The organism is Pseudobutyrivibrio sp. AR14, from assembly GCF_900101325.1.
Lineage (GTDB): Bacteria > Bacillota > Clostridia > Lachnospirales > Lachnospiraceae > Pseudobutyrivibrio.
The window spans coordinates 1-22,503 of sequence record NZ_FMUY01000013.1 but is presented as its reverse complement, the minus strand read 5'-3'; the positions used below and the strand labels follow the sequence as shown (position 1 = coordinate 22,503).

The 22,503-nt window shown below is 38.4% G+C and carries 17 protein-coding genes, 2 tRNA genes and 1 rRNA gene; 1 reads left to right on the top strand and 19 read right to left on the bottom strand.

The genetic code is table 11. The features are described 5' to 3' along the window. Position 1: 1 nt before the first annotated feature. Genes BLP50_RS11180 through BLP50_RS11160 form a run of 5 tightly spaced genes read right to left on the bottom strand, consistent with a single transcriptional unit; the run spans position 2 to position 4,455 of the window. The gene (locus BLP50_RS11180; protein WP_330386087.1) at positions 2-895 is read right to left on the bottom strand and encodes a DMT family transporter; all 894 of its coding nucleotides are present in this window, start codon (positions 893-895) and stop codon (positions 2-4) included. Then, on the bottom strand, positions 879-1,361 hold the full coding sequence (locus BLP50_RS11175; RefSeq protein WP_090154746.1) for a hypothetical protein: 483 nt from the start codon (positions 1,359-1,361) through the stop codon (positions 879-881). Before BLP50_RS11175 ends, BLP50_RS11180 begins: the two co-directional genes overlap by 17 nt. After that, complete coding sequence (locus BLP50_RS11170) at positions 1,348-2,409, bottom strand: leucine-rich repeat domain-containing protein (RefSeq protein ID WP_090154744.1); 1,062 nt, start codon at positions 2,407-2,409, stop codon at positions 1,348-1,350. The genes BLP50_RS11175 and BLP50_RS11170 overlap by 14 nt, the downstream gene beginning before the upstream one ends. Positions 2,410-2,461: 52 nt before the next feature. Next, complete coding sequence (locus BLP50_RS11165) at positions 2,462-3,820, bottom strand: hypothetical protein (protein ID WP_090154742.1); 1,359 nt, start codon at positions 3,818-3,820, stop codon at positions 2,462-2,464. Between the two features lie 38 nt (positions 3,821-3,858). Further along, the gene (locus tag BLP50_RS11160) at positions 3,859-4,455 is read right to left on the bottom strand and encodes a hypothetical protein (protein ID WP_090154740.1); all 597 of its coding nucleotides are present in this window, start codon (positions 4,453-4,455) and stop codon (positions 3,859-3,861) included. Positions 4,456-4,741: 286 nt separating this feature from the next. Between BLP50_RS11160 and BLP50_RS11155 the strand changes: the two genes are divergently transcribed. Continuing rightward, complete coding sequence (locus BLP50_RS11155; protein ID WP_090154738.1) at positions 4,742-5,134, top strand: pyridoxamine 5'-phosphate oxidase family protein; 393 nt, start codon at positions 4,742-4,744, stop codon at positions 5,132-5,134. A gap of 52 nt (positions 5,135-5,186) precedes the next feature. Here BLP50_RS11155 and BLP50_RS11150 read toward each other — a convergent pair whose 3' ends face one another. From BLP50_RS11150 to BLP50_RS11085, 14 genes are all read right to left on the bottom strand, one after another. Then, positions 5,187-5,498 (bottom strand): YbjQ family protein, encoded by a 312-nt coding sequence (locus BLP50_RS11150; RefSeq protein ID WP_090154736.1) that lies wholly within the window; start codon positions 5,496-5,498, stop codon positions 5,187-5,189. After that, positions 5,479-6,123, bottom strand: coding sequence for a MerR family transcriptional regulator (locus BLP50_RS11145; RefSeq protein WP_090154734.1), 645 nt, complete (start codon positions 6,121-6,123; stop codon positions 5,479-5,481). Before BLP50_RS11145 ends, BLP50_RS11150 begins: the two co-directional genes overlap by 20 nt. 81 nt (positions 6,124-6,204) lie before the next feature. Next, positions 6,205-7,014 carry an alpha/beta fold hydrolase gene (locus BLP50_RS11140; RefSeq protein ID WP_090154732.1) on the bottom strand — a complete coding sequence of 270 codons (810 nt, stop codon included), beginning with the start codon at positions 7,012-7,014 and terminating at the stop codon, positions 6,205-6,207. Further along, on the bottom strand, positions 6,995-7,810 hold the full coding sequence (locus BLP50_RS11135; protein WP_090154729.1) for a YhfC family intramembrane metalloprotease: 816 nt from the start codon (positions 7,808-7,810) through the stop codon (positions 6,995-6,997). The genes BLP50_RS11140 and BLP50_RS11135 overlap by 20 nt, the downstream gene beginning before the upstream one ends. Positions 7,811-7,919: 109 nt before the next feature. Continuing rightward, positions 7,920-11,120 carry a carbamoyl-phosphate synthase large subunit gene (gene carB / locus BLP50_RS11130; protein ID WP_090154727.1) on the bottom strand — a complete coding sequence of 1,067 codons (3,201 nt, stop codon included), beginning with the start codon at positions 11,118-11,120 and terminating at the stop codon, positions 7,920-7,922. Then, positions 11,120-12,190, bottom strand: a complete 1,071-nt coding sequence (locus BLP50_RS11125; RefSeq protein WP_090154725.1) for a carbamoyl phosphate synthase small subunit — start codon at positions 12,188-12,190, stop codon at positions 11,120-11,122. The genes carB and BLP50_RS11125 overlap by 1 nt, the downstream gene beginning before the upstream one ends. Before the next feature lie 144 nt (positions 12,191-12,334). Next, the gene (locus BLP50_RS11120; RefSeq protein ID WP_090154723.1) at positions 12,335-16,135 is read right to left on the bottom strand and encodes a phosphoribosylformylglycinamidine synthase; all 3,801 of its coding nucleotides are present in this window, start codon (positions 16,133-16,135) and stop codon (positions 12,335-12,337) included. Positions 16,136-16,244: 109 nt separating this feature from the next. Continuing rightward, on the bottom strand, positions 16,245-18,743 hold the full coding sequence (locus BLP50_RS11115; protein WP_090154720.1) for an ATP-dependent DNA helicase: 2,499 nt from the start codon (positions 18,741-18,743) through the stop codon (positions 16,245-16,247). Between the two features lie 71 nt (positions 18,744-18,814). Beyond that, positions 18,815-19,042, bottom strand: a complete 228-nt coding sequence (locus BLP50_RS11110) for an HPr family phosphocarrier protein (protein WP_090154718.1) — start codon at positions 19,040-19,042, stop codon at positions 18,815-18,817. Positions 19,043-19,239: 197 nt separating this feature from the next. Next, positions 19,240-20,466, bottom strand: a complete 1,227-nt coding sequence (locus tag BLP50_RS11105; RefSeq protein WP_090154714.1) for an EAL and HDOD domain-containing protein — start codon at positions 20,464-20,466, stop codon at positions 19,240-19,242. Between the two features lie 133 nt (positions 20,467-20,599). After that, positions 20,600-21,454 carry a LysR family transcriptional regulator gene (locus BLP50_RS11100; RefSeq protein ID WP_090154712.1) on the bottom strand — a complete coding sequence of 285 codons (855 nt, stop codon included), beginning with the start codon at positions 21,452-21,454 and terminating at the stop codon, positions 20,600-20,602. A gap of 306 nt (positions 21,455-21,760) precedes the next feature. Next, positions 21,761-21,831: transfer RNA gene (locus BLP50_RS11095), tRNA-Trp, on the bottom strand. Positions 21,832-22,008: 177 nt separating this feature from the next. Beyond that, a tRNA-Ala gene (locus BLP50_RS11090) sits at positions 22,009-22,081 on the bottom strand. A 119-nt stretch (positions 22,082-22,200) separates the two neighbouring features. Next, positions 22,201-22,503 (bottom strand): 23S ribosomal RNA (locus BLP50_RS11085); the annotation flags it as partial.

Below are 22,503 nucleotides of genomic sequence, written 5' to 3'. Positions count from 1 at the left end.
ATTAATCTATCTTTCTATTTCTATTCCAACGAATCACCGCCACGGTGATGATAATTCCATATCCAACAAAGCTAAGTACCACTGGAATCTCTCCAAAAAATGCAAATCCAAGCAGTGCAGCAAATATTACCTGAGTGTAATCAAACACAGATATCTCTTTTGCAGGCGCATACTTATAGGCAGTTGTAATAGAAAACTGTCCAAGAGATGCTGCCACTCCAGCCATCACCAAAAATCCCAGTTGCTTTAAACTCATTGGAGAATAATCAAAAATTAAAAATGGTAAAGTTACAAGACACGAGAACAGTGAGAAGCTAGCTACAATAACAGGTGTCTTCACACCATTATTGCTTATTTTTCTAACGAATACGTATGCTGCTCCCGCTCCAAATCCTCCTATCAATCCCATAATTGCTGGGAAGAATGATGAGACAGCTCCTGTAGGTCTTATGATAAACAACGCCCCTATAAAAGCTATAACTGTGGTTATAATATCAAATTTATTTGGTATCTCTTTTAAAATAACAATCGAAAGTAGAATGGCAAAAAATGGAGATAGCTTATTTAGCATATTAGCATCTGCTATTCCAAGTCTATCTATGGCATAGAAATTACAAATCACTCCTGTAGTACCAAAGAAACATCTTAGAAAAAGTCCTAGCCTGTTGCCCTTTCCCACTACAATTTTTTCCTTGGAACGAATCATTACTGATACCGCTACTATAAGTGCAACACTATTTCTGAAAAACACCTTTTGCATTGTTGGAAGGTCTCCCGATATCCTTACAAAAAAGGTCATAAGAGAAAATCCAAATGCAGCCAGCAAAATAAAAATAATACCTTTAATATGATTTGTAGTCTTCATAATCTGTCCTATCTTATGCTTTAAATCCAAGTCTAATCATTCTCTCATCCAACTCATGGTACACAGCTTCTAACGGCCAAGGCAATAGTAAAATATATTCCTTATCCCTATCCTCCAAGCTATCTAGCCACGCCACAAACTCAGGATCTTTCCTATATAACTTCTTGCCGAATTCACATAATACGTATTTACGGTTTGAGTTATCAACAGTTTCTGTCACCCTTCTGAAACTAATCTTGCCAAATTCATCCTGCTCCTTCACAAAAGAAGCCTTCTCATAGGTGTCCCTTGGCTCTTCCAGGGAAATCTTTCCTGTATTTAAGAAATGTTCCCACATAAAATTGGCAATCTTCTCCTTTGACACAGGAAAATCCAGCTGCTCCCCAATCTCGCTTATGCCATATCCCTTGTCAGCCAAATGCCGAACAGCCCCACCAGCTGCTGCATCATTTATGAAATTAGATAAGGCCTTATTAAAATTTTTATTCTGATTCATTTGTTCTATCAATAACTATTTCATCAACACCTACAATGCAAGTATCATTATCGCATGAAACATAATATAAGTCATTACAATCAGATAAATCTATGTTAGAAATATTAGTTCCCTCTATTCTTAATTCCTGCAATGTGAGACCAATTCCATTAATTGCAGTAATATTAGAACAATCCAAGCAATATAATACCTTTATCTTTTCATTATTTGAAATATCAATATTTGAAATGTTTGTGTGCGATATATCTAATGATAATAATTCTTTATTATCACTAACATCTAACTTTTCAATATTTGTTCCCGAACAATTCAAATCTGTTAAATTACCTAGCACTGTTGTATCTATATAACTAATGCCTGTATCATATATAATCAGTTCTTCCAAATCACCATTGTTCGATACATCAATATCATTAATCTCAGTCTTATATGCACAAAGCTTCTTTAATTTTGTATTAGAAGAAATATCTATTTTTTCAATACTATTCTCGCTAATATCTAAATCTATGAGCTCACCATTATTAGATGTATTTAGTGACTTTATTTTCGTCTTTCCCACATTGATTGTTTTTAAATTCTTATTCTTTGAAATATCTATCTCTGTAATATTAGTGTTCGATAAATCTAAATATTCAAGCTCAGAAAAACTATTCAAATCAACAATTGACACCTCTGTCCCGTTGCAATCTAATTTCTTTAGCCCACGAAAAATCTGTATCCCTTCTAAACTTTTAATCTTGTTATAATCATAATCTTCCAAATATGCTATCCCATTTGCATGAATCCATTCAACATTCATGATTTCTTTTTGATTCAGTTTTCCATCTTTGTCTGTATCTATTTCTTCTTTTACATAATTTCTAAAAAATTCATCTGGAAAACTTGATTCATCAATCACTATATCTGAGCCCAAAACTGCAGTATCTATTGAGGACTCAGCATCTTTATCATTAGCAGAATCTTTATTTTCCTTCTCGACTTTTCCGCATCCAATAAAAAGAATTATTAATGAAAATAAAAGTATTACTCGCATAAATAATCTGTTCAATTATTCTTACCTCCCTTTCAGAAAAAGGGATGGCTTTTGCCATCCCCCAATGTTATTCAAAAATATATGTCTTAAAATCCACTCCAATTTCAATATCCGGATTTTTCTCTAAGCTCTTATAAGACATACCTCCGAAATCGAATATCTGCATCAAATTTCCTTCTTCATCGTATAAATAAAACATATATTTTGAGCCGCTAGTGACATAATATGATTTATAAAAAGGACGTTCTTGACTGTCATAATATAGGGTTCCTGAGGAATTATAGGTTCCATATTCCTCTGAATCTGAGCTATATTCCATCTTTACTATTTTCCCATCTTCTCTTATATATTCTTTTTCTTGGTAATCTAGCAGAGGCTTAATCTCATCTATGTACTGGTATTCTTGACCATCTATAGATTTTATTCCATCAAGGACCTCTATACCTTCTTGATATGGAATATATTTAGCCTCTTTTACAGCGTCACTAGTTGAATATTTAAATCCATAGGCCTCCTTAGGATACTCTGATTTACTATTGCTAACCAATGATACAAATACATTTTTATCTTCTACTTTTCCTACATAAACCTCAGCACCAGCGTCTTCAATCATCTCATATTGAGAATCATCATTATAAAAATATGATAAAAATTCCTCTTCCGCTGCTTTATCTGTTACCAGGGTATACATACCATTTTCTAAAGAAGAATCATCATCAAAATCATATAAATCTAGTAAACTTATGCTTTTGATATCTCTATAGTCTTGAAGCACTAGTTCGATTGGATCTCCCTCTGCTCCATATCCAGATCTGAAACAGGTAAGCCCTTTTCCTTCAGTCCAAACAAAAGTAGAATAAAAGCCGCTTTCTATAAGGGTGTTGTAAATATTACATCTACAAGTGCCATCCTCATTTGTTATTTCAACTTCTTCGCCATCATTATTTATCGTAGAATCCTCACTATCACATACTACGATTCCCTCTGAAATAAACTCATCTTCCGTTGGAACATCTTCCTGTTCTCTTATCGTTATTATCTTGCTATCTGTTACATAAAAGAAACCTAGGTTGAATCTATCTGTAACATCATAATAGTATCTGCCCGGACAATCAGCATACTGAATATTAATGGTATATACATCGCCATTATCATAAGTAGCCACCTGCTCAACTTTCATGTTGACCTCATCCACATCCTCTTCCAAGAATGCATTTACTGTATATGTAGGATTCTCTTGGGATGTATCAAAAAAGTAGCTATTTTTTACTTCAGATACAATCTCTTCCTTATTTTCTTCTGATTGCTTTTCTTCTACTACTTTCTCATTTTTATTGCTAATTGAATCTGTAGACTTGCCGCAGGAACACATAACCATAGCAACCATAAGACCAGCAACACACCATCTATACTTTTTATTTTTCATAGATATCTTTCCTAATAAAACCTAAATTATTAACGCAACTATTTTCCTGCTCCAACTGTTTCCAACTTACCGTCATACTCTGCAAGCATTTCTCTATAATCATTTTCATCTGCTGAATGGGAATCTATAGTATAAACAATACCATCCGTTCCATAATCCATTTGCAGACTATTTACAGTAGTTACATCTCCATCCTGCATCTTATAAATATTTGTATAGAAGCTTTCAGCACTATCGTACTCCTCGTAGATAATTCCTTCCTGCTTGATATATTGCACAGTACCATACTGGCCATACTGGCCTAATTCCTTTACATCACCTTCCATAATGGTGTAGACATTCACAAGATCATTGTGAGCTACTCCATCCCCAAACACTGCAAGTTCAGGAATATCATCTTCATCTAAATTAAAGTAACTATAATTTCTACTTCCTACATCAATTGTCTTAAGATAAATTGACTCATAATTAATTCCACTATATTTTCCACTAGCCTCAAGCTGCTCAATACTTATCTCTTTCCTTACTGAGTCATCATTATCTATAGTAGATGTATCAACTGCCGAAGTTTTTCCACAACCAGATAATAATACACCAATAAATAGTACTGCAAAAATCGCTTTTTTATTCATCATAACCGTCCTTCCCTTTAACTATTAATCACTAATTTCCCATAAAATCCACGCTTTATAATCTATAATCATATAAACGCATACACCGATATTAATTATACCAGTCTCCTTTATAGTTGTCTATAACTACTTTCAAATTATTGGTATAGTTTTTTATATTGGAATAATAATCAACACTTCAATTTATCATGTTTGCATAATCGTCCTATGAATTTTAGGGTTGAAAAGATTGCATGCAATTAATTATAATATAAGTGTTTAAGCATTATTCATTAAGGAGGTTTTCATTATGCAAGAAGTTTGCGAGTTTTTAAAGAAATGCGGTACATATTATTTAGCAACTGTAGATGGTGACCAGCCAAGAGTTCGTCCTTTCGGCACTATTCATATTTTCGAAGATAAGCTTTACATCCAGACTGGAAAGTCAAAGGACGTATCAAAGCAGATTCAGAAGAATCCTAAGGTAGAGATTTGCGGATTTGCAGAAGGAAAGTGGGTACGTGTTGCAGGCGAGCTTGTACGTGATGATAGAATCGAGGCTAAGGAGAGCATGCTTGATGCTTATCCAAATCTCAAGGCTATGTATTCAGCTGAAGATGACAACACTGAGGTTCTTTACTTCAAGAACGCTACAGCTACTTTCTCATCATTCACTGATGCTCCAAAGACAGTTACATTTTAATTAATGAACAACAAAGGGATGGCATTTGCCATCCCTAATTATTTATCTAGTTCTATAAAAACTTTACTGCAGTTCCGTATGCAAGCACCTCTGCTGCACCCTGCATAACAGATGAAGATGCATATCTAACTCCTACGATAGCATCAGCCCCAAGCTGCTCTGCCTCATCTACCATTCTCTTTGTGGCAATCTGTCTTGCCTCTACAAGCATTTCTGTATAGCTTGAAATCTCACCACCAACAAGAGTCTTCATTCCAGCCATAAAATCCTTACCAAAGTTTTTAGACTGTACTATAGTACCCTTTACCACACCAATAACCTCAAATTCCTGTCCTGGAATTGTCTCAATACTTACGAGCTTCATTAATCTCTCCTCCATCAATTTCTTTTAATCTCTGTCTAAGTGCTAGCAAAACTCCAACAATCATAGACACAAACAATAATACCATAACTACAACTAATCCTATAGGGGTCTCCTCATCTGCACTTTTCGTCCAGCACATAAACACTATCATAAGGATAAAAAATATGATGCTAACCCCTGCTGCAATAATTGGGCCTCTTTTGGTCTTCTTTATATCTGTTTTATTTACATCCATAAATCTGACACCTCCCCTTTCTAGGTTTCTCATATTTTCTAGATAAGAGTCTGCCTGTAAATCATCAAATTGAACATTTTCAGCCATTATTTCCCTGCACATCTCTTTCATAATATCCAGTTCCTTTTGGCGATGTGTAAAATGGGAAATGTGCCTATCCAGACAATCTACCATGGATATCTCTCCTACTTCCAATTTCCGAATCTCATCAATTGGAACATCCAGACTTCTAAGTAGCTTTATCTTATTTAATAGATCCACATCCTTAAGAGAATATTCTCTATAACCATTGTCTCTATTTCTCTCAGGATTAATCAATCCCTGCTCCTCATAGAAGCGAATATTTTTTTTAGTAATTCCAACTAGCTCTTCAACTTGATTGATTTTCATGCTTTCTCCCTAGATTTTTTATTGGACTTGGCCTTGTCTATGGCTATAATATAAAGCTTCCACCAGCTGGAAGGTCAACACTTATTTTAAAAAATCTTCAATTATTTTATTTACTTCCTCTGGGCAATCCGTATTTGCGTTATGACCAGCGCCTTCTATCCAATGAATTGGTAGATTCGATTTCTTATGCCAAGCTCTATTATATCTTTTGGTGGACCCAGCCATATCCTTTGTGCCGCATATAAGTTCCGCCGGACACTTTATGTCATAAGGAAGCTCTTCTTCTACTGCCTCCACTAAAATCTTAAATCCACTGCCTGCAAGCCTAGCATATCTTTCCTGATTACCATCATAGGTCATCATGAATTTTCTCATCAACTCACGCCCATATTCAGAAGTAGCAACGCCCTTTGTTCCCTGTCTAATCAGAGTCTTCCATGGATAATGACGATAGACTGGCGTCATCCTATGTAAGAGCCAAAGCTCAATTCCTGTATAATACTGCTTCTGCAGCGGAGCTGAGTCAATAGAAATGAATCCTACTATCTTTTCTGGGAAAAGCTGCATATACATCTGTCCCAAATATCCCCCCATTGACTGTCCCACAATTACAGGCTTATCAAAACCATTTTCCATAAGAATTTCATCTAGCCATCTCACCTTATCGGCTAAAGAAAAATCCAACTCAAATGGATAGGAAGATGCATGAGCCGGTGGGTCCCATACAAACACTGGATACTTACCTTCGAAATATTCTATCTGTTTATCAAACAGTCTATGATCAGTAGTAAGCCCCGGCAGAAATACTATCTGCTTATCTTTATTGTCCCCATCTGGATTTATCCAATAGTGAATAGCTCCACATCTTGTTTTATAAACTCTCTCTTTCATAATCCTGCTCCCTATTGTCGGTTTTTTCACCTTTATATTTTTTATAAACAAATATAGAGATTAATGCAACAATAATAAATAGTATAACCTCAAGCATAAAAACTGAAATCTGAGCACCGAGAAAAACAGTTATAAAATCAATACCTGCATGAATAACAATAGATAACAGTAAAAGCTGAATCTTACTGTCTACTACTGCCCTATAAACAATATATGACAAACATATATGTAAAGCTATAGCTATAATGCGTTCCACGCCTGCCATAAAAAATACTGTCGGATGCAGTGTCCATAATAAGGAAACCTGATTCAGGGTATCCTCTTTCATTTTATCATCAAGCATAGAAAGTGAAGCTTCAAAAGTTCCTGCATTAATCATAAATGAAGTTAAAAGATTCGAAATGTAAGTTATGCCAACAAGTATAATTGCTTCTATTCCACCATGGCCAACTCCATACATAAAGGCATTTTGTTTTCCAAGACTATGTTTCTTAAATAAATTCATAGAAACAAAACGTCCCACTTCTTCAAAAATACCTGCTGCAAGTCCACCATAAACTGCCTTTAATAATACATTCCCAGCAAAAACATTACCTAGGCGTCTCAGCATTACAATATGCAGAATCTGCTCCAAAACAAGTGCAAATATTACAAATGTAACTGCTCCAATTACAACCCAAATCCAGTTTGCTTTTAGTTTCACCCTTCCATATATCATGAGTCCAATTGGTAATCCAAATGCAATAACCAGTGAAACACACATTCCTACAAGTGATGCTACGGGTACTGTTCCCATATCTCATTACCTCCCAATGTAATTATTCTTAGACTAGGCCATGTCTTTGAATAAAATATAAACCTTCCACATAGTGGAAGGTCAATATTTTTTAATTAATTATATTAAATTATATAGTTGCCACATCTACAAGTGTGTACTCTGTAGTTGCAGACTCAAGAGAAGTTGCAAGAGCAACTGCAGTATCCATAGCTGTGATACAGTTGATACCTGTCTCGATTGCATTTCTTCTGATAAGGAAACCATCTCTTGTCTTGTCGCCATGTCCCTGAGTAGGTGTGTCGATAACAAGGTCGATCTTGTGACCAAGAATAAGGTCCATTACATTTGGTGATTCCTGTGTAATCTTGTTGACACGAAGTGCATCTACACCGCCGTCCTGAAGGAACTTAGCTGTAGAGCGTGTAGCGTAAATCTTGTAACCAAGCTTTTCAAATCTCTTTGCTACCTCAAGTGCCTCTGGCTTGTCAGCATCCTTTACAGTGATAATCATCTGCTTATGCTTTGGAAGAACAACTCCCGCGCCAAGGAATGCCTTGTAGAGAGCCTCTTCAAATGTCTTAGCAATACCAAGACACTCACCTGTAGATTTCATTTCAGGTCCAAGGCTTATCTCAGCACCGCGAAGCTTCTCAAATGAGAACACTGGCATCTTGATGGCAATGTAATCTGCCTCTGGCTGAAGACCTGGCTTGTATCCCATATCTGTAATCTTGTGACCTAAGATAGCCTTAGCTGCAAGGTCTACGATTGGAATACCTGTCACCTTACTGATATATGGAACTGTACGAGAGCTTCGTGGGTTAACCTCGATTACATAAACCTCTCCATCCATGGCGATAAACTGGATGTTAATCATACCAAGTACGTGAAGAGCCTTAGCAAGTCGCTCTGTATAGTCTACAATCTTGTCCTTGATATCCTGTGTGATTGTATGTGCAGGATATACTGAAATACTATCACCTGAGTGGATACCAGTACGCTCGATATGCTCCATGATACCTGGAATCAGGATATTCTCACCATCGCAGATGGCGTCAACCTCGATTTCCTTACCCTGTAAATATTTGTCTACAAGGATTGGGTGATCCTGAGCAATCTGGTTAATGATGTCCATGAACTTCTCGATTTCCTCGTCATTGAATGCAATCTGCATACCCTGACCACCAAGAACGTACGAAGGACGTACAAGTACTGGGTAACCAAGTCTGTTCGCAACTTCCTTAGCTTCCTCAGCTGTAAATACTGTTCCGCCGGCTGCACGTGGAATCTTAGTCTTCTCTAAGATTTCATCGAAGAGCTCTCTATCCTCTGCTGCATCTACATCCTCAGCCTTTGTACCAAGGATTGGCACACCGATTTTCATAAGGTGCTCTGTAAGCTTGATAGCTGTCTGACCACCGAACTGAACGATTGCGCCGTCTGGCTTTTCAAGATTAACGATAGACTCTACATCCTCATTTGTAAGAGGCTCAAAGTAAAGCTTATCAGCAATATCAAAGTCTGTTGAAACTGTCTCTGGGTTGTTATTTACGATGACTGTCTCCCAGCCCTCTTTAGCAAATGCCCATGTAGCGTGAACTGAACAGTAGTCAAACTCAACACCCTGTCCGATTCTGATAGGACCAGAACCAAGTACAAGTACCTTCTTGCGTCCGCTAGTCTCAGCTGCCTCATTCTCGCTACCGTAAACGCTATAATAGTAAGGAGTCATAGCGTCAAACTCTGCTGCACATGTATCAACCATCTTGTATGCTGCTACAATGCCATTGTCATAACGCATCTTGCGAACTTCTTCCTCTGTCATCTTGCCATTTAAATCAGCGATGACATTGTCAGGGAACTCAATTCTCTTAGCTTCCTTAAGGAGCTCTACTGTAAGTTCCTCATTAGCAAGACGCTGCTCCATCTCAACAAGGATTTTAATCTTATCAATGAACCAGATATCAATCTGAGTAATATCATGAATCTTTTCGTATGATACACCTCTACGAAGTGCCTCAGCGATACAGTAAATTCTTCTATCATCTACAACAGTAAGTGCCTCATTAAGTTCCTCATCTGTCATATCGCAGAAGTCATAGCTCATAAGAGAGTCAACGTGCTGCTCAAGTGAACGGATGGCCTTCATAAGGGCACCTTCGAAGTTGTTGCAGATGGACATTACCTCACCAGTAGCTTTCATCTGAGTTGTAAGCTTTCTAGTTGCAGTAATGAACTTATCAAATGGAAGTCTAGGAATCTTTACTACACAGTAGTCAAGCATTGGCTCGAAGCTGGCGAAAGTCTTCTTAGTAATTGCATTTGGAATCTCATCAAGTGTGTAACCAAGGGCAATCTTTGCAGCTACCTTAGCAATTGGATAACCTGTTGCCTTTGAAGCAAGCGCTGATGAACGAGACACACGAGGATTGACCTCGATTACGCAGTACTCAAAGCTCTCTGGATGAAGAGCATACTGTACGTTACATCCACCTGTGATACCAAGCTCATCGATGATACGAAGAGCTGATGTACGAAGCATCTGGTATTCCTTGTCGCCAAGTGTCTGTGAAGGAGCAACTACGATAGAATCACCTGTATGTACACCAACTGGATCAATGTTCTCCATGTTACATACTGTGATGCAGTTGCCTGCTGCATCTCGCATTACCTCGTACTCGATTTCCTTCCAACCTGCGATACATCTCTCTACAAGTACTTCGTGTACACGAGAAAGTCTAAGTCCGTTTGTAAGAATCTCAACTAATTCTGCCTGATTGTGAGCAATACCACCGCCAGAACCGCCAAGTGTATATGCAGGACGAAGTACTACAGGATATCCGATTGTATTTGTGAATTTGATACCATCCTCTACTGTATTTACTACAAGGGATGCTGCTACAGGCTCACCAAGCTTTTCCATTGTATCCTTGAATGCCTGTCTATCCTCTGCTCTAAAAATTGTCTCAGCAGTTGTACCGATAAGCTTAACTCCCTGCTCAGCCAAGAATCCTGACTCAGCAAGTTCCATACCAAGGTTAAGTCCAGCCTGACCTCCAAGAGTAGGAAGAAGTGAATCTGGCTTTTCCTTAATAATAATCTGCTTTAAAACATCTACAGTAAGAGGCTCAATATAAACCTGATCTGCGATTTCTTTGTCTGTCATGATTGTAGCTGGGTTTGAGTTAACCAAGCATACCTCCATGCCCTCTTCCTTAAGTGAACGGCAAGCCTGAGTACCTGCATAGTCAAACTCTGCTGCCTGTCCGATGACGATAGGACCTGAGCCAATCACCATTACCTTTTTAATGTCACTTCTCTTTGGCATTATTTCGCTCCTCCCATCATTTCAATAAATCTATCAAACAAGTATCCGCTGTCCTGTGGTCCTGGGCATGCCTCAGGATGGAACTGAACAGTGAAAATGTTCTTTCCAGTATACTTAAGACCCTCGTTGGTTCCATCATTAACATTTACAAATGCTGGTGTTGCAACCTTAGGATCAAGCTTGTCTGTATCTACAACATAGCCATGGTTCTGAGAGGAAATATATACTCGACCGGTCTGTAAATCCTTAACAGGGTGATTTCCTCCTCTGTGTCCATATTTAAGCTTGTGTGTATCTGCACCTGTTGCAAGTGCCATAAGCTGGTGGCCAAGGCAAATTGCAAATATTGGTGTATCGCTTTCGTAAAGCTTTCTAATCTCATCTATGATAGGTCCACAATCCTTTGGATCTCCAGGTCCGTTTGAAAGCATAATTCCGTCTGGATTAGTCTTAAGGATTTCCTCAGCCTTTGTGTGAGCTGGATAAATAGTAACCTCACAACCTCTATCATTAAGAGATTTTGCAATGTTCTTCTTTGCACCAAAATCTAAAAGTGCAACCTTTTTACCGGCTCCCTTTAAAACTGTCTTCTCTGAACAAGTAACCTTTGAAACTACATCACCTGTAGCATAAGCCTGAAGCTTTGGCTTAATTTCTTCAAAATTGAAATTCTCATTTGTAGTAATCATTCCGTTCATTGTACCACGATCTCTGAGAATCTTTGTAAGTGCTCTAGTATCGATACCAGCGATACCTGGAATATCGTGCTTTACTAGAAAATCTTGGATAGTTCCCTTGCAACGGAAGTTAGAAGGAATTCTGCTTAACTCTCTAACGATAAATCCGTCTGGCCAAGGTCTGCCACTTTCCATATCATCAGTAATACCATAGTTGCCAATCAGTGGGTATGTCATGCACACTGCCTGCCCTGCATAAGAAGGATCTGTAAGTACCTCAAGATAACCTGTCATTGATGTGTTGAATACTATCTCGCTGACAACTTCTCTTGTAGAACCAATACTTGTTCCTTCAAACACTGTACCATCTTCCAAAATCAAAAATGCTTTCATCTTTCCTCTTTTCTACCCTTTTACATTTTCTCCTGCTTCTGACTAGTATTTTCATAAGCAGAAGCTATCTATCATCTACACAGAATCCATCCGGTTCTATGTTTTGTAAAAATCCAAGGTAGAATATACCTTGGATTTTACGTTTTACTTAAAGTAAGCTACACCAGCTTCGAAGAGTCTCATATCCTGCTCACCGTAAATGTTGAGAGCTACGCCCTGTCCTTTACGCTCAGCATGGCACATCTTACCAAATACTCTACCATCTGGGCTAGTAATACCCTCGATAGCACAGTAACTTCCATTGATATTCCACTCTTCATCCATTGTAGGATTACCATTTTCATCAACGTACTGTGTAGCCACCTGACCATTTTCAAATAGCTTCTTAAGCCACTCATCAGAAGCGACGAAACGTCCCTCACCATGAGAAGCTGGAGCACAGTATGTCTCGCCAAGGTGTGCACCTGCAAGCCATGGAGACTTGTTGCTGACTACCTTAGTGTAAGCAATCTTAGAAATGTGACGTCCGATTGTGTTGTATGTAAGAGTTGGAGCATCCTCTTTCTGTGTATGAATCTCGCCATAAGGTACGAGACCAAGCTTGATGAGGGCCTGGAAACCATTACAGATACCAAGCATAAGTCCATCTCTATTATCAAGAAGACCGTGAATAGCCTCCTTCATTTTTTCATTTCTGAATGCAGTTGCAAAGAACTTTGCAGAACCCTCTGGCTCATCACCAGCTGAGAATCCGCCAGGGAACATTACAATCTGTGACTGAGCAATAGCTCTTGAGAACTCGTCAACTGATTCTCTGATATCCTCTGCTGTCTGGTTCTTGAATACCTTAACATTTGCAATAGCACCAGCATTTTCAAATGCTCTAGCAGAGTCATATTCGCAGTTAGTTCCTGGGAATACTGGAATAAATACTCTTGGCTTTGCAATCTTGTTCTTGCAAACGTAGAAGTTCTTAGCCTCATATACACCTGTATCTACAAGTGAAGTATCCTCGTAGCTACGTGTCTTAAATACCTTTTCAAGAGTACCTGTCCAAGCAGCAAGGGCCTCATCCATAGAAATCTTTGTGTCTTTATATGTAAATGTGCTATCAGCTGTAACTTCACCAACTTCATAACCGCAATCTGATAATCCGCGCTTCTCAAGCTCTTGGATAATTGCCATTGCGCCATCCTCAGAAACTTCTACGACAATGTCACCGATGACACAACCAAAGAGAAGTTCTGTCTGACATGCATCATGAAGCTTAACACCGAATTTGTTACCAAATGCCATCTTTGAAACAGCTGGTACAAGTCCGTATGCATCAAGTGCATAAGCTGCCTTAATGTTTCCAAGCTCAACCATCTGTCTAACAACTTCAAAGATAAGTTTTGCCTGATCGTAATTAGGCTGATCATAGTTGTCGCGGAGAACTCTAAGTAAGTAAAGCTTATCCCCTGCTTCCTTTAACTCTGGAGTAACAATATCCTGCTCCTTAGCTACATCTACAGCAAATGAAACAAGTGTTGGTGGAACATCAATTTCATTGAATGTACCTGACATTGAATCCTTACCACCGATTGATGGAAGTCCAAACTCCATCTGAGCCTTATATGCACCAAGAAGTGCTGCAAATGGCTGGCTCCATCTCTTTGGATCCTCGCTCATTCTGCGGAAGTACTCCTGGAATGTAAATCTAATCTTCTTGTAATCACCACCTGTTGCAACGATACGAGCAACTGACTCTAAAATTGCAAGCTGTGAACCATGGTATGGTGACCATGAGCTGACATATGGATTGAAGCCATAAGCCATCATTGTAACTGCATCTGTATTGCCATCAGCAACTGGTACCTTAGCTACCATTGCCTGTGTCTCTGTAAGCTGATACTTACCACCGAAAGGCATAAGTGTCGAACCTGCTCCGATAGAGCCGTCAAACATCTCTACGAGACCCTTCTGTGAGCAGACATTTAAGTCAGCAAGTGTATCTAACCAAGCAGCCTTAAAGTCGCCATTTTCAATATCCTTAGCAACCTTTTCAATACCAATCTTGTCAGTATATTTATTCTGATTATCAGGAAGCTCTACGAATACGTCTGTCTCCTGATGTGCACCGTTTGTATCAAGGAAAGCACGAGAAAGATTGACAATCTCCTTACCTCTCCAGTTAAGTACAAGTCTAGGCTCCTCTGTTACAATAGCAACCTCGATTGCCTCTAAGTTCTCCTCTGCTGCATACTGAAGGAACTTGTTAACATCAGCAGGAGCAACAACAACTGCCATTCTCTCCTGTGACTCAGAAATAGCAAGCTCTGTACCATCAAGACCTGCATATTTCTTAGGCACCTTATCAAGGTTAACCTGAAGACCTGGAGCAAGCTCACCGATGGCAACTGAAACACCACCTGCACCAAAGTCATTACACTTCTTAATTATATAAGAAACTTCTTCTCTTCTGAAAAGTCTCTGAATCTTTCTCTCTGTAGGTGGATTACCCTTTTGAACCTCAGCACCACATACTGCAGTAGACTCTGTATTGTGAGCCTTAGAAGAACCTGTAGCACCACCGATACCATCACGACCTGTACGTCCACCGAGGAGGATGATTCTATCTCCTGGATCAGAGTTGAGACGCTGAACAGCACGTCTTGGAGCAGCACCCATTACAGCACCAATCTCCATACGCTTAGCAACGTAATCTGGGTGATAGATTTCCTTAACATATCCAGTAGCAAGACCAATCTGGTTACCATATGAGCTATATCCATGAGCTGCCTCACGAACAAGCTTCTTCTGTGGAAGCTTTCCTTCCATAGTATCCTTAACAGATACTGTAGGATCAGCGGCACCAGTTACACGCATTGCCTGATATACATAAGTACGTCCTGAAAGTGGATCTCTGATTGCACCACCAAGACAAGTAGCAGCGCCACCAAATGGCTCAATTTCAGTAGGGTGATTGTGTGTCTCGTTCTTGAAGTTGATGAGCCACTCCTCTTCTGTACCATCTACATTGATAGGTACAACAATTGAGCATGCGTTAATCTCATCTGACTCTTCCTGATCTGCAAGCTTGCCGTCAGCCTTAAGACGCTTCATTGCAAGGAGTGCAAGGTCCATAAGACATACGAACTTGTCATCTCTATCCTTGTAAAGTACCTTGAAGTTATCAAGATAATCATTGTAAGTATCCTCGATAGGAGCTCTGTAGTAACCATCAGCAAATGTGACATTCTTAAGCTCTGTAGAGAAAGTAGTATGTCTACAATGGTCAGACCAATATGTATCTAATACCCTAATTTCAGTAACAGTAGGGTCTCTATGTTCTTCATTGGAAAAATAATTTTGAATGTGAAGGAAATCCTTAAATGTCATAGCAAGATTTAAGGAATCATATAACTTGCGTAAATCTTTCTCAGCCATAGAAATGAAACCGTCAAAAGTATTGACATCGGCTGGCTCTTCGAAATTATCAGATAGAGACTCTGGCTTTTCAAGTGAAGTCTCTCTAGAATCAACTGGATTAATACAATGCTCTTTAATAGCATTAAATTCATCGTCAGAAATGCTACCCTCAATAACATAGGTAGTTGCTGTGTGAATAGTTGGATTTTCATTTTCATTTAAAAGCTTCATGCACTGCTCAGCAGAATCAGCACGCTGATCAAACTGACCTGGCAAAAACTCAACAGAGAAGACACGACCATTATAGTCAAATGACTCCTCATAAACATCATCAACAGGCGGCTCCGAAAAAACGGTCTTAACAGCCTTCTTAAAGACCTCATCAGAAACATCCTGAATGTCATAACGAATCAGAACCCTGACTCCTGTAACACCCTTGATACCCAAATAGCTTCCTATTTCGGAAAACAGTGACTTAGCAGATACTGCGAATTGTGGCTTTTTTTCGACGTAAATTCTTCTTACCTTGCCCACATTACACCTCCGTGATATTTATTTAGACTCCTCTGGGACTGATTAGTCATCTCATATCCCACAGTTGTAGACAGTATAACACAAAAAATTCACATCTCCTAATAGTATTTTAGCTTTTTTTCTCCCAGAAATTCGTCAATTTTACCGAAACATCATCTACAGTTGTAAATGCAGCATCATTCCATTCTCGGGGAAAAGTCTTTCTATAGCTTGAAAATCTGAATCTTTCATCTAAAAGAGCGATTACTCCTACATCCTCCTTTGTGCGAATAAGTCTTCCAGCTGCCTGAATCACCTTGTTCATTCCAGGATAAAGATAGGCATATTCAAATCCATTTTTACCATATTCATCAAAGAAATCTGACATAAGCTTTCTTTCATTGCCCACCTGTGGCAATCCAGCTCCAAGCACTATAACTCCAATAAGCTTTCCACCGACTAAATCTATTCCCTCTGAGAAAATGCCACCAAGGGTACAAAAGGCCACCATAGACTTGTCCCTTTGCTTTTCAAATTCTAGCAAGAAATCCTCTCGCTCCTGCTCTGTCATTTTCTGTCTCTGCACTAAAAGCTCTACATTATCAAATTCTTCTTTATATGAAACTTCTGAATCTTCCCGCTCTATTTCAGATATGTTTTCCCATGCAAAATCACCCTGCTCAGAAAAATCATTTTCCATAAGCTCCACATACTTTTGCCTAATATCCTCAATGAATTTATAGGAAGGTCCAAAGACCATATAATTGCCTTGCTTTGCACTTACAATACTTTGAATATATTTCGCGAACTTAGTATACTCGTCATCGCCTCGTCTTGTATATTTACTTGTAACATCGGTACCAAGTAACAACAGTCTATTCTTTTGATCAAAAACTGAATCTACATATATAGCGTAAACATCCTTATCGTTGCACAATAAGTCCTTGTAATAATCTATAGGAAGAAGTGTTGCACTAAAATACACTGATGCCCTAGCTAGTCTAAGTCTATCCTGCAGCTGTGCAGATGGGTCAATACAATAAAGATGTAAATTAAAATTCTTATCCTCATCAAAATCACAGTATATTCTGTAGTGGGCACTATCCTGCTGATAAGCTATAGCTGTAAAATTTCTCAATCTAAAATAAAAATCAAGGACCTCATCCTGGTAAATGCCAAATTTTATTTCCTTTTTGAATAGCTGCTCAAATATCATCTGAAGATTATCGCATGCATAAACCAATGTATCGATATCTTCTAGGACAGTAATGTCACTATCGCAGAGTCTTTTATACTCAAGCATAATACGATTGCATTTTTCCAGCGCATTGGTAAGCTTTCTACTAACCGGCTTAGCATATCTTTTAATAGAAAGAATCTCCTCTTTGATTAGAGTCTCGGAATACATCTCTCTAGCTCTATCTACCATATTATGAGCCTCATCAACTAGGAAAATATGCTCGCCACTTTTGCCTTCTGCAAAAAATCTCTTCAGATAAACATTTGGGTCAAACACATAATTATAATCGCAAATAATTCCCTCGCACCATGTACTCACATCAAGCGCCAACTCAAAAGGGCACACCACGTACTCCTGAGCGTATCCCAGGAGTATATCTCGTGTTATTACTGTCTCTTTAGTAATAACCTCATATATTACATCATTTATTCTGTCAAAATGACCCCTTGCATATGGGCAATAGTCAGGATTACAATCTGCCTCATCACATAGACACATCTTTTCCTTGGCGGTAAGCATTATTGTCTTGCCCTCGTAACCGCCTTCAACTAGCAAACTATATGCATCTCGAGCCGCCAAAGCCGTAGCCGTCTTGGCTGTAAGATAAAAAACTCTCTCTGCTAAATTCTGTCCTAATGCCATCACAGCCGGAAACACATTGGCAATAGTCTTTCCTGTACCAGTTGGAGCTTGCATAAAAAGAGTCTTCCTTCTATAAATGCTACGGTACACATCAGCGACAAGCTTCTTTTGTCCATCTCTGTAATCATAAGGGAACTGCAAGCCTTGAATGGAATCAATAAGCTCCTTCTTATGATAGAATTGAAAATCTGCCCACTTTTTAAATATTCCAATTATAGTTAAAAACCATTCTTCTATCTCTTCATATGTATATATTTTATTAAAGTATTTGATTTCCTCTGTCTCAAGACTCACATAGGTCATCTGAACCTCTATGGTCTCAAGCTCATATTCCTTAGCCACAATATAGGCATAACACTTAGCCTGAGCCTCGTGCACTAGAACCGGCTTTTCAAAGGTCATGACATCCATATACATGCCCTTTATCTCATCAACTGTAGCAGTGACTACATCGCCATTTTCATCTCTATCTAATACTAGTCCATCTGCTCTTCCCTCAAGTCCCAGTATGTAATCGTCGTACTCTATAGCATATTTGAGAGGAACTTCTGCACTATAAAATGGACCCATAGAATTTTGAATCTTTCTATGGATCCTACTACCCTCCTGCATCGCTTCAAATGGGTCAACAGAGCCTCTTCGGTTATCAATGTCGCCCTCTCTCAGCAGAAACTCAACCAAGTTTCTAACGGAAATATTAATTTGTGCCTTTTCTCCCTCAGGAGTAACTAATCTAGATACTTTCATTTCGAATAAAATAAAGTTTTGCAAAGCAAAAGCCTGTGATAATCACAGGCTTTATTATACATTATTCTATTCTACGCAACAACGAACTTTTCAACTTCATTCTTGAAGGATGCATATACATGCTCAGAAACATGAACATCCATCTCGCGCTTAATACCCATAGCTAGCACACCAAGAAGCGACTTACCATCGATATATACAACGCCACTATGAAGATCAACCTCGCCGCCGCACTCTGATGCTGCTTTTACAAACTCTTCAGCATCTTTAGTGTTCTCAAGTCTAATTTTAAACTTCATAATAACTCAACTCCTATAAACTATAAAACATACCTAAAAAAAGCACTATAAATTTATATCATCATTATAGGAGTATGTCAATCTAATTCGAGCCCACAATTATCAATTCGTGCACTAAAAGACGTAAAAATTGTTTTTTATCCAAAACAAAGCCCCGTGGAAGCACCCACGAGGCTAAATAAGACATTTTTATTTAATTAATGTTCTATAAACATATTGCCATACCACTTCAATGCCTCTACATAAGCATCATATACCACATGCATTTCTATGTCATGAAGCACCATTAATCTAGAAACTTCCTGCCAGTCACCAGCTTCATAGCTAAGTAAGAAGTCTAGCTGTGGTGCAAAAATACCATCTCCGCTGACAAGGGCCTTCTTGATTTCATTGCTAACACCTACCTGTGTAAGAGCCTCTTCCATTGGCATATCAAGAATCAAATTCAAGAGTGAGAACAATCCCATAAGGAAAAGCTCATCCTTGCGCATTGCATAATCAAATGCTATTGCAAGATTCTCTGCAAACCTAGCTCTAATCAATGAAAGACGAGTGATTTCATTTGGCTTACCAGCTGCAAGTCCGTTAAACAATGTAGTGTTCAACCAACGTCTAAGCTCTCGCTGACCTAAAAGTGCTGTAGCCTGCTGAATAGATCTAATATTTGAATTAAGTGTCAGTTTATTGGCAATTTTTAGAAGCTCTATAGAAAGAGCCGGGTCTTGACCAATTACATTGGCTACATCCTCTAGGTCAAAGTCAGGACGATTAATCACACTCATAAGCTTCATGTAATTCATCTTGATAGGTGTAACCTCTGTATCCTGAGTATTAATAGGAATTCTGAAGAATGTTCCCTCAAAAATCTTAAATAAACCAGAATCCTTAGCTACATCGAATTCTTCCTTAGAATGTAAATTCTCTGCACAGAAATCTATACTAGGCAAAACCTTTCTGAAAGCCTTTGCCTGTTCTACCACATCACCTGTGTCACTATTAACAAGGAATAAATCAAAGTCCTTAAGTAAGGTCTTATAGTCCTCAACATTAGCAAGTGGCAAATCCTTAATTGCAAGCTTAAATCCCTTATTTTTAAGGTCCACAATTCTCTTGTTATAAGAATCCTCTGGCTTAATAGACTGATCAAGAAGAAGCATTATTCTTCCGTGAAATCTAGTGAGCTGCTGCTCTATATTTGAAAACAAAGAAATATTATTAATTGGAATAATAATACTGCAATTATCAATTAAATCCGACTCTGAAATACTGTCAAATACTTCGATTCCTACGATAGAACCGGCCCCATCATACTTACCAGCTCCAAGTAAATGAGGATGTTCAAACATGTTCTCCTTTTGGGCATACAAACAATATGATGCCACTGACATGTCTTCATAAAAAAGTGGTACTAGTGTAGCAAGCATAATCCTTCTCCTTTTGTCTGTAAAAACACCTATTAAAATCCCCTTCAGCCAATGTTTTAAATTGTCTGAATATTTAAAAATATTATATCACTAAGATTATCTATATTCAATGAATCATGTCTCATTTTAGACACTATTTAATAAACGCAATCAACTTTTTAGCCAGCTCTACATCTGCTCCATCCTCGCGATAAATGCCGTATACATCCCAAGAATATTCACCCTTGAGCTTTACCGCTCTAACATCATCAGAGTCTGGTAAAATTTTTGGAGAAACACCAAGACCAACACGATTTTCAACTAGTCTGAAAATAGAGAATCCTTCATTAACATTACCCACTATGTTAGGATGGAATCCATTCATATGACAAGCTGTAAGAAAATCCTGATGAATTCTATATCTGCTAGCCATAGAGATAATTTTATCTCCTTTAATTTCCTCTACGGAGATTTCTTCTTTATCAAAAAGAGGATGTCCTCTATATACATATAAGACCATATCCTCAGATTTAATAAGTTCCCCCTTGAGGCGATTATCTTCAGGAGCGCCAATAGCAAATCCAAAGCCTAATTCCCCATTAAGAACTCGTTCCTTAACCATAGCATTATCCTGCTCATACCAGGCTCCGACGATTGCTGGATTCTCATCCATGAACTTCTGAATCTTATTTATATCAATAACCCTAATTGAGCCAGACGCAAATCCAATCTGAAAACGCTTTTCTCGGTTGCGAACATTCTCAAGATTAATCATTAAATCCCGAAAACTTTTCTCTAGCTCAAGACATTTTTCGTAAAACAAAATCCCTGCATCAGTAGGCAAGAATCCATCCTTGCTTCTGATAAACAACGGTGTATCCAGCTCATCCTCAAGATTCTTGATTAACTTTCCTAACCCCTGAGGAGACATGAATAATTTCTTAGCAGCTGGAACAAGATTCTTTTCTTCATAAAGAACCTGAAAGCACTTAAAATTCTTAGTATTCATTTCCCTATTATTATTCTCCCTATAATATTTCGCTATAAATAGCTTATATTTTATTATATAAAAAAAAACCCCTTTGTAAAATCGAATTTTACAAAGGGCCTATTATAAAAATAGGGGAGAAATGATTAATAGGGTGTTAATCATAATCAGCCGTAGGGGTTGGCTGATATAATGCGTTTGCACATTTTCATTATATGTAATAATTGTGAAAAAAAGAATAAACAATTAGTTTCTCATCGGAAACTTTTGCTTTCTTATAACGCAATAAAAAAGCTGTAAGCTACATAGCTTACAGCTCTAGTCAAACAGGGGATGAGAGAATCGAACTCCCACCAAAGGTTTTGGAGACCCCTATCATACCATTTGACCAATCCCCTAAATCGTAAGCGAAAAACCTAAAATTAATTTAAGTCCTTCACCCACGCGACTCAATGATAATATCACAATATGTAGTCGCTTTCAATAGAAAAATCACAAAAACTTCACATTAATTTAAGTTTTTTCAAAGTGACTTTCATAAAAAAAGTTCTTGCAAAATTCTGCAAGAACTTTAGTGGAGACGGAGAGATTCGAACTCTTGACCCCCTGCTTGCAAGGCAGGTGCTCTCCCAACTGAGCTACGCCCCCAAATAAGTTACTTTATTAAGAAAAATAGCAAGCGTTAATAAATGCTTGCTACCTTTATTTTATAGCAACCTCAAAACTTCACACAGTAGGACTTAGTATCCTATTCGCTAAACATCTTTTAGAATAAACCTTCGATCTATTAGTATTCATCAGCTGAATGTGTTACCACACTTACACCTTGAACCTATCTACCTTATCGTCTTTAAGGGATCTTATCTCCTTGAAGGAGGGGATATCTCATCTTGAGGGGGGCTTCACGCTTAGATGCCTTCAGCGTTTATCCCGTCCAGACTTGGCTACTCAGCTATGCCGTTGGTCGACAGCTGATACACCAGTGGTCCGTCCACCCCGGTCCTCTCGTACTAGGGGCAGCTCCTCTCAAATATCCTCCGCCCGCGCCGGATAGGGACCGAACTGTCTCA